This is a genomic window from Thermostichus sp. MS-CIW-36 (assembly GCF_054059035.1).
The window spans coordinates 18,144-31,055 of sequence record NZ_JBSSBR010000031.1; the positions used below are offsets into that span (position 1 = coordinate 18,144).

Consider the following 12,912-nt stretch of genomic DNA (forward strand, 5'->3'; position numbering starts at 1 on the left):
GCGGCCCGTCTAGCTTGGGCTGTCCAACGATTCCCCCTGGGGATCCCCTTCTAGGCCGATGGTGTACTTAGACCATTCTCGATGGGAACCACTGCCGACGGCTTTGGAGATTTCAAAGTAGAGAGTGCTGTGGGGACGGCGGGGTTGGCGCAGCAGGGGCATACCGGCTTCGCGGGGGGTGCGGTTCCCTTTTTTCACGTTGCAACGCACACAGGCACTGACCACATTTTCCCAAGTATCCCCGCCGCCACGAGACCGAGGGATCACGTGATCCAGGGTGAGATCTTCGCCGAAGCAGCCGCAGTACTGACAACGATGCCCATCCCGGTAGAGGACGTTGCGGCGCGTGAGCGGGATCTCCTTATGGGGAACGTGGACATAGTGGCGCAGGCGAATGACGGTGGGCAAAGGAATGTTGCCGTACACCACTCGGCCATTGTGCTCAATTTGCTCGGCCTTGCCCTTGAGCAAAAGAACGACCGCCCTGCGCCAACTGGTGATGTTGAGCGGCTCGTAGGAGGCATTCAAAACCAAAACTTTGCCCATAGTGCTACGCACCGCTGACGGGATCCCTAACCCAAGCCGGGAGGCACCAGCCCCCTGAAGTTATGCAAAATGTTAACACAGCTTCAGATTCGGGCAGTAGGAGCCCTGTGCTCCAGGAGATAGTTGCGGCTGCTGCAAGGGCGCTACTCTGGAGAGGATCCGTCGGCAGGGGCGTGTTCAATCCCCGTGGGGTTTCCCGAAGAGGCTGAATTTTATTGAGGTGATGAAGCTGGAACTGAAATCTTCAACTCAACGGCAGGATCTGCCCCAAAAGAGAAACCCAGGCGAGGGATCCCGCTGGCTAATGGGTCTAGCCATCCTGCTGCTCTGTCTGGGGTCCCCCAACCGCTGGTGGCACTGGTTTCCGGGGGCGCTGCTGGGCCTAGCCCCGCTGTTTGACCTGTGCGAACAACGGCAAGGGTGGGCGCGGTGGCGTTTGGCCTATGGCCTCTGGTTTTGGGTGTGCCTGTATGCCTTCTGGGTGGATCCCTTCTCGGTTAAGGTGTTGAGCGCCTGGGAGATCCTGGGGGGCGTGGTGGTGGCTCCCCTGATCCCCCTCTTTTTCACCACTGCTACGCTCCTGAGTTTGCAACTGAGTCGTCCCCTGCCGGTCTGGGCACGTCCGCTGGGTTTGGCCACGGTCTGGACGGGCTTGGATGGGCTGTTGGGCTTGCTCTGGTGGCCCATCCCTTTCCACTGGGGATCCCTGTTGTTCGACTGGCCCCTCGGGATCCAAGTAGCCGATGTTACGGGGATCTGGGGGGTTACCTTCTATGCCGTGTTCGTCAATGGGGTTCTTTGGCAGATGGCCAGGCAGATTTCTAGCCGGTGGCAGGCGGCTGGGGGATCCCTGAGAAACGTTTTGGGTGAGATGCTCAGGAACAGGGATTTCTGGGGTACGCTCGCCTGCGGCCTGGGGTTGACGGGGCTGGTCTTGGCCTATGGAAGCGCACGCCTGGCCGACTTCGATGCCTTGGCCGTCGAAAACAGGGATCCCGGCTTTCGGGTAGCGGCAGTGCAGCAGGTGGCTTGGCTGGAAGCCGATCGCAGTTGGAACTACCGCCTGGAGCGCTACCGGGAGCTGCATCAGCTTTCTGCCCAGGGGGTGGCTGCTGGGGCACAGTTGGTGATTTGGCCGGAGGGGGCGCTGCGGGCACGGCTGCTGAATACTGGCCTGGAACCCTACGTGATCGAGCCAATGCAAGCGATTCTGCCGCCGGAAGGCGCTTTGATTACGGGGGCAACAGAGCCGGATCCCCGCACAGCCCATTTGCCGGAGCCAGAGCAGCGATTTTTTAACACGGCCCTATTGCTTGACGCCCGGGGCAACTTACTGGATTGGTTTGGCAAGCAGTGGATCTTTCCCTATTTCGAGTCGGGGCGCTACGTGCCTTCACCCGATGGCTATCGGCCTCTGGACGGAGGGGAGCTTTTCGGGCCTTTGGGGGTGATGATCTGCTTGGAGAGCGTCTTGCCTGCGCCCAGCCGAACTTTAACCCGTCGCGGCGCCGAGTCTTTGATCGTGATTTCGGATGATAGCTGGTTTGGTAATAGCCACTGGCCGATGTTGCATGGCCAGCTCTCGGTTTTCCGGGCTGTGGAAAATCGGCGTAGCGTGGTGTTTGTCAATAACACAGGCGGCAATCTGGTGGTGGATCCCTCAGGTCGGCTCCAGCAGGTTGGCCCCATCTTTCAGCGGGGGGTGATTACGGGAGAAGTGAAGCGGCGTTCTGAGACAACTTTCTACAATCGCGCGGGGGATTGGCTGGCGTGGCTGACGTTGGGGCTATCTTTGGGGCTATGGCGCTGGGGATCCCGAGTGAGGCAAGGATGAGTTAGGATCAGTAAACCTGCCCAGGATCAAGATTGGGATTGCTTGCTCCGGAGCGGCGGGTTCCCCCATCGAATCAACCGTTGCTGATGTAGCTCAGTTGGTAGAGCAGCTCACTCGTAATGAGCAGGTCGTCGGTTCGAGTCCGATCATCAGCTTTCTGGAGTTGAACACCTCAGAGTCCCTTTGGGAGAAGAGTTGGGGGTGGTCGCGGAAGCGGCGCGGAGCGTTCTCAGGAATGGGATCGGCAAAATAGCCGTAAGGATAGGCAGGGATCTGGCCAAACTCCCCATCCTCGACAATCAAAACTGCCGGTAAAGGTTCTGGTTCAAGGGGCACCCAGCGATTGACAGCGGCGGATTCCCAAATCACTTGCCCACCGGCTTGCACGCGCAGATATCGGTACTCCACTCGAGGGATTTCTTTTGAACACCCGCTATAGGGCAACAACGGGCCGGGCGCGCCATCTGCCGGGCTCAACGGCAACTCTACCCACCACAGCGGATAGCGAGTCGGATCCGTTTGCAGCCAAATGCAATGGCAGGGATCCCAGGAGCCCAATTTTGCGCTGGATCCCACCAAGGCAATTCTCTCGCCCGGCTGGGTGATGGCACGAACCTGGAAGCGATACATAACGTTTTCCTGGCACAGGATTCAATGGGAAATTGTGGGGCTGCGCGGGCGGACTGCACTCACTCATCACCCAATCAACAGCTCAGCAGCCGGCTGAGAAGGGCAAGAGCCTGGGAGCTGATCCCATCTCTGCTGTTTTATCCGGGAAAAAGAGAAGTTCTTAAATCTGGAAAGGAAAGATCTCTAGTACCCAAAAATCCAGTTCAACTGGGCCAATACGGTTCTTAATACAGTTCTGAATAAAGACTCAGTCAATCTTGGCTTAAAGCTAGCATATTGACCGAGGGCTGTCTGTTTTCCAGAGCACTTTTAGACTCTCTCTGGGGTACAGATTTCCAACTGTCGCTGGGGCAAAATAACTTCAAAGCTGGATCCCTGGCCCAGCTCGCTCTCCACCTGCACCTGACCTTGATGCTGTTGGGCAATGCTTTTGACGATCGCCAGCCCCAAACCTGACCCCGAGAGGCGACCGGGATCCCCGCTGCGAGCCGGATCTACCCGATAAAAGCGATCGAACACATGGGGCAGAGCCTGGGGGGGGATCCCTGGCCCGGTATCTTGTACCCGCACCACCAGCTCTGGGGATCCAGAGCGCAGCCGTTGTTCCAGCCTCACCTGCACCTCTCCTTGCGGGGGAGTGTGGAGAAGGGCGTTTTCAATCAGGTTGGTGAACAGGCGGGCCAATTGATCTTCATCTCCCCAAAAACCGAAGGGATCCACTTGGGCGGGAGAAGGTTCCGTCCCGCTCTCAGGGGCAGCAATCTCCAGCTTCAAGCGGATCTGTTTTTGGTTGGCCAGGCCCTGCAGCTCCTCCACCACCTGCAGCAGCAGAGCATCCAGCGCACAGCAACGGGGTTGGAAAGGCACCATACCGCTGTCGTGGCGGGCCAGAAACAGCAGGTCATCCACCAGACGACCCAGCCGTAAACACAACCGCTCCACCATCTGCCAGCGCTGCCGGGTGTCGGCATCCAATTGGGAATCCGCCAAAGCCACCTGTACCGCGGTTTGAATGCTGGCCAAGGGGCTGCGCAGCTCGTGAGAGGCGTCGGCGGTAAATTGCTTGAGCTGCTGATAAGACTGCCGGATGGGCTGCATGGCCAAACCGGAGAGCATCCAGCCAATGGCCCCCACACCCGTCAAGCCGGCCACCACCCAGAGGGAAAGATCCCGGATCAACTGTCGCGTTGGCTTGCTCACCTCAAACCAAGGATGGCTGACCCGCAGATAGCCCAGCAGCTTCCCACCGGCCACGATCGGCTCGGTGAACTGACGCAGCCAATACCCAGGAGCGATGCGGGCAGTGTGCAGGGATCCCTCGGTCAACAGGGGGGCAGGGATCCCGCCGGGCACCGTGGACCAGATGAGCGTTCCCTGAGGGCCGAACCACTCCAAGTCGATGTGATCGTCCTCTAGGGTGCTGGGATCATCCCGAAAGCTGGCCTCCAAGCTGCGGCGGGCTTGCTGCGGATCCAAGAGGCTCTCATCCACCACCAAAGACCGCTCGACAATTTCCACCACATGGCCAAGGGTATCGTCCACCCGTTCAATCAGGGTTGACTGCACGTACCAATAGAAGCTGCCGGCAAACAACAGCAGCAACACTGCCGTAACCGTTGTATACCAGAAGGCCAACCACTGCCGCGTCGCTTGAAACATGGGAGCTGCACCGCGGGGGGAAACGGAGTGGGGCTAGCTGTGAACACGGGGTTCGGGGTGAAGGGAAGACAAGATCTCGGCCTCCACCTGGAGTAGAGTATCGAGCCGCTCCTGCACCTGATCGGCGGGAAACTGATCCAAGGCCAAATCCAAATAAAGCTGCCAATGGCGCTCCTCCGCAGCCGCCAGCCAGAGATAAAACTGCCGCAACTCCAGGTCAGGCGCGTGGATCCCCAACAGGCCCAAGCGTTCGTGGCTGCGGGCCTCAATGATGGCTGCCACCAGCAGGGTATCCAACAGATGCTCCGGCTCGGAGCGGCGCAGGTGTTGGTTCAGACGACCGGCATAGGGCGCAGCCGACAAGGGCTTGATGGGGATCCCCAACCGTTGCAGGTGGCGATGCACCCGCTCAAAATGCTGCAGCTCCTCCCGCGCCAGCGGCGAGAGGGTTTCCACCAAACGCCCGTTAGCCGGGTAGCGAAAGAGCAGACTGAGGGCGTTGCCCGCTGCTTTTTTCTCACAGTTGGCGTGGTCTAGCAAGACCAGATCGATGTGCCGGATGGCCTGGTCGATCCAGTCCTCAGAGGTACGAGAAGCAAGTTCTAGAGCAAGCACAGGGTCGGTAGGAAAGGGTTAAGAGAAGTTCTAGGGACGAACAATCTCCACAGTAACCCGCCCCGTCAGCTCTGGGATCGGGGGATGACACTTGGTCAATCGGATCTTAGCTTTGCTGGCCCCTGTCTCCCGCAGCACCATTTCGGCAATCGCCTCCGCCAAACTCTCGATCAGCACAAACTGATTGCTTTTCACCAGTTCCGCAATCCCGGCCACAGCAGAACGGTAGTCGAGGCTATCACACAGTTGGCCGCTGAGAGCAGCCGGGCGCAGATCCGCCCACAACTCGAAATCCACCTCAAACCATTGCCCCAAAGCCCGTTCCGCCTCATCAAAACCGGTATAACCGTAGTAGCGCAGGCCGGAGACGATCAGCCGATCTCGCAACTGCTCGGGGGGTCGCCGAGGGATCCGATCGGGATCTGGATAGGGCTGCTGACCGTCGCTGCTAACACTGGTGGGGATCTGTAGCTGATACATTTACGCTGAACACTGCTGAACATCACTGTTCAACTATGCAGCGATAGCATTCTGTTTGTTTCCATTCGCGTTAGCGGGACGGAGTCCAAACAGAATGGCGGTATCCCGCAAAGCTTTGAGTAGAATACCCAAAGCGCAGTTTCCGTGTCGTCTTACTACCAATTTTCTGCTTTGCTTTGGCTACCATGTTGGCAGACTCGAAAGTAAACAGAAAGATCAACTGGTAGTAATCCGTACTGAACATATTATACATTATTTTCAGTATAGTTGAGCTTATTATTGACTAGAGTCATGCTCCATCACATCCTCCAAGATCGACCTGGAGACCCCATCCCACAGGGCCTGGCGAAACAACGAAACCTTGGCTCGACCCTAGGAGCAGGCTGCCCCTTGTCCCCATTTCCTTTTTGATTCTTTAACAAACTCCGGGATCCCCGTCCCTCAGCGGCTGAGGGCCAACGCTCTTCCCTCTACGGTCGCCGCCATCTCCCGCAACAGATCTTCCGTCTCTTCCCAGCCGATGCAGCCATCGGTGATGGAAACCCCGTACTGGAGCGGTGCCCCTTCCTGCCAGGTTTGCTTGCCCGGATAGAGGTTGCTCTCCAGCATCAGTCCCATCAAAGCCCGCTGCCCCGCCTGGTACTGCTGTAGCACCGCCCGACAGACGGATCCCTGGTTGCGGTAATTTTTGTGGGAGTTGTCATGGGAGCAGTCCACCATCACCGAGCGAGGGATCCCTTGATCCTTCATCAGCAGTGCCGCCCGCGCCACATCTTCCGGGCCGTAGTTGGTCTTGCCCCCTCCCCCCCGCAACACAATGTGTCGATCCGGGTTGCCGGTGGTTTTCACCAGAGCCGTCATGCCATCTTGGCCGATGCCCAGGAAACTGTGGGGATGGCTGGCGGAGAGAATGGCATTGAGCGCAATTTCCAGCCGCCCGTCGGTGCCGTTTTTGAAGCCCACAGGCATGGAGAGACCGCTGGCCATTTCCCGGTGAGTTTGGCTTTCGATGGTTCTGGCGCCAATGGCCGCCCAGCTCACCAGATCTGCCGTGTACTGAGGGGTCACCGGATCCAGCATCTCGGTAGCACAGGCCAGGCCCAGCTCGTTGATCTGCAGGAGAATGGAACGGGCCAGTTGCAAGCCGGTGGCAATGTCGCACGAACCATCCAGGTGGGGATCGTTGATCAGGCCCTTCCAGCCCACCGTGGTGCGGGGTTTCTCAAAATACGTGCGCATAACGATCACCAGGTGCTCCCGAGTTTGGTCGGCCACCCGCTTGAGGCGATGGGCATACTCCAGAGCCGCTGCGGGATCGTGGATGGAACAGGGGCCGACGATCACCACCAAGCGATGGAGATCCCGTCCGTGGATGATGTCGCGGATGGCTTGCCGAGTGGAGAGCACCACTTGCGCTGCCGTTTCCGTAAGGGGCAGCTTGGCCTTGACAGCAGCAGGGGCAATCAAGGGAGTCACCTCTTGGATGTTGCAATTGTCGGTTTGGGGGGGCATGGAACTGTCCTTAGTGTGCAAGTGGGTAGATGGGGTCGTCGAGCCATCAAAAAAGCCCTGGCGCTGGGCTCAGGGCTTCAGGACTGACTCGGGTAAACCTAGGTCTTTAGTTTACGCGCCACCCTTCCGCCCTGGTCGTTGCCAGGGAAAGGTAAAGTAGCCAAAAAAGGAAGCGCGCCAGACCATGCGGAGAGCAAACTTAAAACCTGTACGAGATAACTATACCCGAAAAAACCTCGTTTGACACCTCAGGGATCCGGTTTCCTGGGGAAGTCTTAAGTTGACCGAGCCGCCGGCTTGGCAATCCAGTAGCCGCAGGGGTGTTCTCCCTGCACCTGCCAGGTGATGCGCTCTACTCGGCAATCGGGCAAGGCGGCAGCAAACATCTCCAGCTCGTGGCCGCAGACGCTGGGAAAGGTGTGGGCAATCTGGGCAATGGCGCAATTGTGCTCGACCAACACATACTGCTCGACGTAAGGCTCGGATCCCTCTGCTGCCATCGGCACAGTCAGGTCGGCAGGATAGGGGTAGTACTCCGCCATGTAACCCTCCGCCTGGCGCAACTGCACCAAGCGCTCCAGCCGCTCCTGTAGGGATCCGGATCCCAGCTGGGCCTGATATTCCCGGGCTTTGCGCTGCCACTGGTGGTGGAGAAGGGATCCCATCTGTTCGGATCCCAGAGTTTCGGCCAGGGTGTTGAGCAGACCAAGGGCAAACTCATCGTAGCTGGCGGGAAATTGCTCTTCTCCCAAGGGGCTGAGCTGATAGAGATGCTGGGGTCGCCCTAGACCATTGGGTTGAGCGACATGTTGGATCAACCCCTCTGCCTCCAGATCCTTGAGGTGGCGGCGGATGGCCTGGGGAGAAATGCGCAGGTGCTCTGCCAGCGTTTGGGCGTTGGCCTGCCCCGCCTTGCGCAGGTAGACCAAGATGGCCTGCTTACTCGAAGCGGGTTGAGCGACCTGCCCGGTGATCTTGCGCGTGCTGTCCACCCTCGCCCTCCTGGTTAGACTGGGTTAATCGGCTGCCGCTGCCAGCACAGCTCTCTGCTATTTTGACAACGGGATCATTGCTAAAGTAACCTGAGGATCAGTTAAACAACAACTCTGTTGTTTTATTTGGCCATCTGTCTTAGTCGCGTTTCTACCCTGTCACTACCCGAGAGCCATCCATGTCTACGAGCGTCCGCGCCCTGGTCAACCAGCCCTACAAGTACGGCTTTGTAACCGACATCCCCTCTGAGTCGATTGGCAAAGGCTTGAACGAAGAGGTGATTCGGCAGATCTGGGCCAAGAAAGGGGAGCCGGACTTTATGCTAGAGTTCCGGCTGCGGGCCTACCGCCAGTGGCTGAAGATGAGCGAGCCCACCTGGCCCAACGTCAGCTACCCGCCCATTGACTACCAAAACATTGTCTATTACTCCGCCCCCAAGGTGCGGGAGAAGAAAAAGAGCCTGGACGAAGTGGATCCGGTGCTGTTGGAGACCTTCGAGAAATTGGGGATCCCCTTGTCTGAACAGAAGCGGCTGGCCAATGTGGCGGTGGATGCCATTTTCGACAGCGTCTCGGTGGCCACCACCTTCCGGGAAAAGCTGGCCAAGGAAGGCGTGATCTTCTGCTCCATGTCGGAGGCACTGCGGGAGTATCCGGAGCTGGTGCGCAAGTACTTGGGCAGTGTGGTTCCCATTGCCGATAACTACTACGCGGCGCTGAACTCGGCAGTGTTCAGTGATGGATCCTTTGTCTATGTGCCCAAAGGGGTGCGCTGTCCCATGGAGCTTTCCACCTATTTCCGCATCAACAACGGCGAATCGGGCCAGTTTGAGCGCACCCTGATCATTGCCGACGAGGGATCCTACGTCAGCTACTTGGAAGGGTGTACTGCCCCCATGTTCGACACCAACCAACTGCATGCGGCGGTGGTGGAGCTGATCGCCCTAGACAATGCCGAGATCAAGTACTCGACGGTACAGAACTGGTATGCCGGCGACGAAAACGGCAAAGGGGGCATTTATAACTTTGTAACCAAGCGCGGCCTGTGTCAGGGGGCCAACTCCAAAATCTCTTGGACGCAAGTGGAGACCGGCTCGGCCATCACTTGGAAATATCCTAGCTGCGTGTTGGTGGGGGAAAACTCGGTGGGCGAGTTTTACTCGGTTGCCCTAACCAACAACTACCAGCAGGCCGATACCGGCACCAAGATGATTCACGTGGGCCGCAACACCCGCAGCAAAATTATCTCCAAAGGGATCTCGGCTGGGCACTCCAAAAACAGCTACCGCGGCCTGGTCAAAATCGGGCCGAAAGCGGAAGGTGCCCGCAACTTTTCCCAGTGCGATTCCATGTTGATCGGGGATCAGTGCAGCGCCAACACCTTCCCCTATATTGAGGTGCAAAACAACACCGCCAAAGTGGAGCACGAAGCTTCCACCTCCAAGATTGGAGAAGAGCAATTGTTCTACTTCCAGTCCCGCGGCATCTCTGCGGAAGATGCCGTGTCCATGATCATCAGCGGCTTCTGCCGAGAAGTGTTCAACCAACTGCCGATGGAGTTTGCCGTAGAAGCCGATCGATTGCTGAGCCTAAAGTTAGAGGGATCCGTCGGCTAGGGGATTGCTCCCAATGCGAAGCTGAGCAAGTGGGCGAGGCCGCTGACACGCTGTGGGAGCAGGCGCTGCCATTTTCAGGAGAAGGGTAAGGGGTTAGGTAACTCCCAAGGCAGAGGGCTGTGATCCCCTGAAGCCAGAGGCGGCCCAAGGGCTTGGCGACGTTGCAAACAGCGCATGGATGCAGGGGGGGAGAGGGGATAATCAAGGAGTTTTGAACCGTAAGGCTAGGCAGGAGAAGTTCCCCATGAGGGCATTTCTGGAGGAGTTCAAAAAGTTCATCAGCCGGGGCAATGCCTTAGATTTGGCTGTTGGCGTTGTTATTGGAGGTGCTTTTGGGAAGATCGTGACTTCTTTCGTAGCAGATCTATTTACTCCGGTTTTAGGCTTGATGATTGGTGGAGTGAGCTTCCAGAACTTGGTCTGGAAAATCGGTGGAAGTCCTGAAGATCCAGTTACGATTAACTACGGTAGCTTTCTGCAAGCTGTGTTTGATTTTGTGATTATCGCTTTTGCCATCTTCTTACTGGTGAAGGCGATCAACACCCTACAGCGAAAGGAGGAAGAATCTCCTTCTATATCGCCCCCATCAGAAGTGGTCTTGCTGGCAGAAATTCGGGACATCCTCAATCGCCGCTCCCAATAGAGCCGTAAGAGATCCTTTGGCCCAAAGTCCAAACCTAGTTCAGGGATCCTCTAACCTTCCAATCCCTGCCCTTCAGTGGCAACTCTAGAGTCTAGCTATGATCTGCGAAAACAGCCCTGTTATCTTATCCGTTCGAGATCTCAGCGCCGAGATCGACGGCACCCCCATTCTCAAGGGGTTGAGACTGGAAATTCGCGCCGGAGAAATCCACGCCATCATGGGCCCCAATGGCTCTGGAAAAAGCACTTTTTCCAAGATCTTGGCTGGCCACCCCGACTACCGGGTGACAGGAGGCGAGATCCTCTATCTGGGCAAGAATCTTCTGGAAATGGAACCGGAGGAGCGGGCTTGGGCAGGGATCTTCTTGGCGTTTCAATACCCCATCGAGGTTCCGGGGGTGAGCAACTTGGATTTCCTGCGCGCCGCCTACAACGCTCGCCAGAAATATCGGGATCAGCCGGAACTGGATGCTCTGGATTTTGACGACCTGGTACGGGAAAAGTTGGATATTGTCAAAATGGATCCCGTTTTTTTGGAGCGCTCTGTGAATGAGGGCTTTTCCGGCGGCGAGAAAAAGCGCAACGAGATCCTGCAAATGGCGGTGTTGGAGCCTACGCTGGCCATTTTGGACGAGACGGATTCCGGTCTGGATATCGACGCGCTGCGCATTGTCGCCCACGGCATCAACCGACTGGCCGGCTCTGAGAATGCCATGCTCTTGATCACCCACTACCAACGCTTGCTGGACTATGTAACCCCCGACTACGTGCACGTGATGGAGGGGGGTCGTATCGTCATCAGTGGGGACAAGACCTTGGCGCTGGAGCTGGAAGAACGGGGCTACGACTGGATCAAAACTCAGTTGGGCCAAGAACCGGCAGCTGCGACATCTCGGCAGGAGAAAGAGGGATGAGCGCCACCTTGCCCAAACCTTTTGCCCCAGAGAGCCGCCTATTCCTGGAGCACATCCTCGGCCAAATCCCGGAAAGGCAGGATCCCTACACCACCCTTAGGCAGCAGGCCCGCGCCCAATTGGCCGAACTGGGGATCCCGACCCCACGGGAAGAGGATTGGAAATACAGCGATCTCTCGCCACTGCTGGCCCACAAGTTTCGCCTGGCTGCCGCGGGGGATCCGGCTCTGGATGCAGCAACCCTAGAGCCCTGGCTTTGGCCGGAAGCCAGCTATAGCCGCGCCGTGTTCGTCAACGGCTACTTTGCCCCCCAGCTTTCTGATTTGAGCGGCCTGCCCACCGCTTTGCAGGTGATCCCTTTAGCCCAAGCCCCAGGGGAGTTGCTGCAAACCCTGGCCAAGACGGATGTGTTTACGGCCCTCAACACCGCTCATCTGGGAGATGGGATCCAGATTGGCCTACAGCCCGGCCAGGAAGTTCCGTCACCGCTGCACCTGCTGTTCATAACGGTGGCTCCTGAGGGAGAGGCGGTTTTGGCCCAGCCCCGCTGCCTGCTGTCTTTGCAAGCCCACAGCTCCCTCACGCTGATCGAAGATCATGTATCCCTGGGATCCGGGATCCCCTTTGGCAACGCGGTTACGGAGATCGCCCTGGCAGAGGGATCTCGTTTGCACCATGTGATTTTGCAAAGGCAGGGATCCCCAGCCTTCCACATCAACAAGACCGCCGTGCGCCAAAGCTGCGACAGCCACTACCGCCTCCAGGCGATTCAGTGGGGATCCCAGTTTTCTCGCCACAACCTGGAGATCACCCAAGCCGGAGCCCAGGCCCACACCCAACTGCAGGGGCTAACGCTGCTGAAGGGATCCCAGCACAGCGACACCCACTCCCGCCTGGTGCATCAGGCCCCCCACGGCAGCAGCCGCCAATTGCACAAGTGCATCGTTGACGAGACAGCCCATGCGGTCTTCAGCGGACGGATTCTGGTGAGCCGAGAGGCCCAACTGACGGACGCCGCCCAGACCAACCGCAACCTGCTCCTAGGCCCCAAAGCGCGGGTCAACACCCAGCCGCAACTGGAGATCTTTGCCGACAACGTCAAGTGTGCCCACGGGGCCACCGTCAGCCAACTGGAGGCGGAAGAGATCTTTTATCTGCAAAGCCGGGGTATTCCCCAAGCTGAGGCCAGGCAACTCCTCACCTGCGCTTTTGCAGCAGAAGTTCTGGAAGGGATCCCGTTGGCTCAACTTCCCGCCCTAGTGGCCCGCCAGTTGGCTGGGATCCCGTGAATCCAATCAATTCCAATAACAATAATAAGTTGTTGCTCCCCCATTACCCTCAAGAGTGACCAGACTTGGGCGTAATGGATAGGCAGCAGTAAACTACCCGGCTCCGACCGCTAAGCGGTACGGAGCGGGCTTTCAGTAGCCCTGAGCCTGCTCTGCTCTACCAGAGAACAAAACAGGCCCGAA

General features: G+C 57.9%; 11 protein-coding genes, 1 tRNA gene and 1 pseudogene. 6 read left to right on the top strand and 7 right to left on the bottom strand.

Translation table 11 applies throughout. The features are described 5' to 3' along the window. Positions 1-9: 9 nt before the first annotated feature. The gene (locus tag ACVWVQ_RS11890) at positions 10-546 is read right to left on the bottom strand and encodes an HNH endonuclease (protein ID WP_457444362.1); all 537 of its coding nucleotides are present in this window, start codon (positions 544-546) and stop codon (positions 10-12) included. A 223-nt stretch (positions 547-769) separates the two neighbouring features. Between ACVWVQ_RS11890 and lnt the strand changes: the two genes are divergently transcribed. Further along, entirely contained in the window at positions 770-2,380 is a 1,611-nt protein-coding gene (gene lnt, locus ACVWVQ_RS11895; RefSeq protein ID WP_457508635.1) for an apolipoprotein N-acyltransferase, read from the top strand. An 82-nt stretch (positions 2,381-2,462) separates the two neighbouring features. Further along, positions 2,463-2,535: transfer RNA gene (locus ACVWVQ_RS11900), tRNA-Thr, on the top strand. 190 nt (positions 2,536-2,725) lie between these two features. On the opposite strand, the pseudogene ACVWVQ_RS11905 reads toward ACVWVQ_RS11900, so the two are convergent. The 6 genes and pseudogenes from ACVWVQ_RS11905 to sufR all read right to left on the bottom strand — a co-directional run. Further along, positions 2,726-3,010: pseudogene (locus tag ACVWVQ_RS11905) on the bottom strand (CBM20 domain-containing protein); the annotation flags it as partial. Between the two features lie 309 nt (positions 3,011-3,319). Next, positions 3,320-4,669, bottom strand: a complete 1,350-nt coding sequence (locus ACVWVQ_RS11910; RefSeq protein ID WP_457508637.1) for a sensor histidine kinase — start codon at positions 4,667-4,669, stop codon at positions 3,320-3,322. A 33-nt stretch (positions 4,670-4,702) separates the two neighbouring features. Then, a complete protein-coding gene (gene miaE, locus ACVWVQ_RS11915; RefSeq protein WP_457395001.1) occupies positions 4,703-5,284 on the bottom strand; it encodes a tRNA isopentenyl-2-thiomethyl-A-37 hydroxylase MiaE in 582 nt (193 codons plus the stop codon). Positions 5,285-5,314: 30 nt separating this feature from the next. Next, entirely contained in the window at positions 5,315-5,764 is a 450-nt protein-coding gene (gene folB / locus ACVWVQ_RS11920) for a dihydroneopterin aldolase (protein ID WP_457508639.1), read from the bottom strand. Positions 5,765-6,205: 441 nt separating this feature from the next. Next, positions 6,206-7,276: a 3-deoxy-7-phosphoheptulonate synthase gene (locus tag ACVWVQ_RS11925; RefSeq protein ID WP_457508641.1), complete on the bottom strand. Its 1,071-nt coding sequence runs from the start codon at positions 7,274-7,276 to the stop codon at positions 6,206-6,208. Between the two features lie 275 nt (positions 7,277-7,551). Then, entirely contained in the window at positions 7,552-8,268 is a 717-nt protein-coding gene (gene sufR / locus ACVWVQ_RS11930) for an iron-sulfur cluster biosynthesis transcriptional regulator SufR (protein ID WP_457508643.1), read from the bottom strand. A gap of 179 nt (positions 8,269-8,447) precedes the next feature. On the opposite strand from sufR, the gene sufB reads away from it, so the two are divergent. From sufB to sufD, 4 genes are all read left to right on the top strand, one after another. Then, a complete protein-coding gene (sufB, locus tag ACVWVQ_RS11935; RefSeq protein WP_457508645.1) occupies positions 8,448-9,884 on the top strand; it encodes a Fe-S cluster assembly protein SufB in 1,437 nt (478 codons plus the stop codon). A 244-nt stretch (positions 9,885-10,128) separates the two neighbouring features. Then, positions 10,129-10,527, top strand: coding sequence for a large-conductance mechanosensitive channel protein MscL (mscL, locus tag ACVWVQ_RS11940; protein ID WP_457508647.1), 399 nt, complete (start codon positions 10,129-10,131; stop codon positions 10,525-10,527). 97 nt (positions 10,528-10,624) lie between these two features. Further along, complete coding sequence (gene sufC / locus ACVWVQ_RS11945) at positions 10,625-11,440, top strand: Fe-S cluster assembly ATPase SufC (protein ID WP_457508649.1); 816 nt, start codon at positions 10,625-10,627, stop codon at positions 11,438-11,440. Then, entirely contained in the window at positions 11,437-12,729 is a 1,293-nt protein-coding gene (sufD, locus tag ACVWVQ_RS11950; RefSeq protein WP_457508651.1) for a Fe-S cluster assembly protein SufD, read from the top strand. Before sufC ends, sufD begins: the two co-directional genes overlap by 4 nt. Positions 12,730-12,912: the final 183 nt, after the last annotated feature.

Bases quoted from the DNA above. Each gene is read 5' to 3' on its own strand.
- ACVWVQ_RS11890 (WP_457444362.1), bottom strand. From the start codon at position 546: ATGGGCAAAGTTTTGGTTTTGAATGCCTCCTACGAGCCGCTCAACATC.
- lnt (WP_457508635.1), top strand. From the start codon at position 770: ATGAAGCTGGAACTGAAATCTTCAACTCAACGGCAGGATCTGCCCCAA.
- ACVWVQ_RS11910 (WP_457508637.1), bottom strand. From the start codon at position 4,669: ATGTTTCAAGCGACGCGGCAGTGGTTGGCCTTCTGGTATACAACGGTT.
- folB (WP_457508639.1), bottom strand. From the start codon at position 5,764: ATGTATCAGCTACAGATCCCCACCAGTGTTAGCAGCGACGGTCAGCAG.
- ACVWVQ_RS11925 (WP_457508641.1), bottom strand. From the start codon at position 7,276: ATGCCCCCCCAAACCGACAATTGCAACATCCAAGAGGTGACTCCCTTG.
- sufB (WP_457508645.1), top strand. From the start codon at position 8,448: ATGTCTACGAGCGTCCGCGCCCTGGTCAACCAGCCCTACAAGTACGGC.
- mscL (WP_457508647.1), top strand. From the start codon at position 10,129: ATGAGGGCATTTCTGGAGGAGTTCAAAAAGTTCATCAGCCGGGGCAAT.
- sufC (WP_457508649.1), top strand. From the start codon at position 10,625: ATGATCTGCGAAAACAGCCCTGTTATCTTATCCGTTCGAGATCTCAGC.
- sufD (WP_457508651.1), top strand. From the start codon at position 11,437: ATGAGCGCCACCTTGCCCAAACCTTTTGCCCCAGAGAGCCGCCTATTC.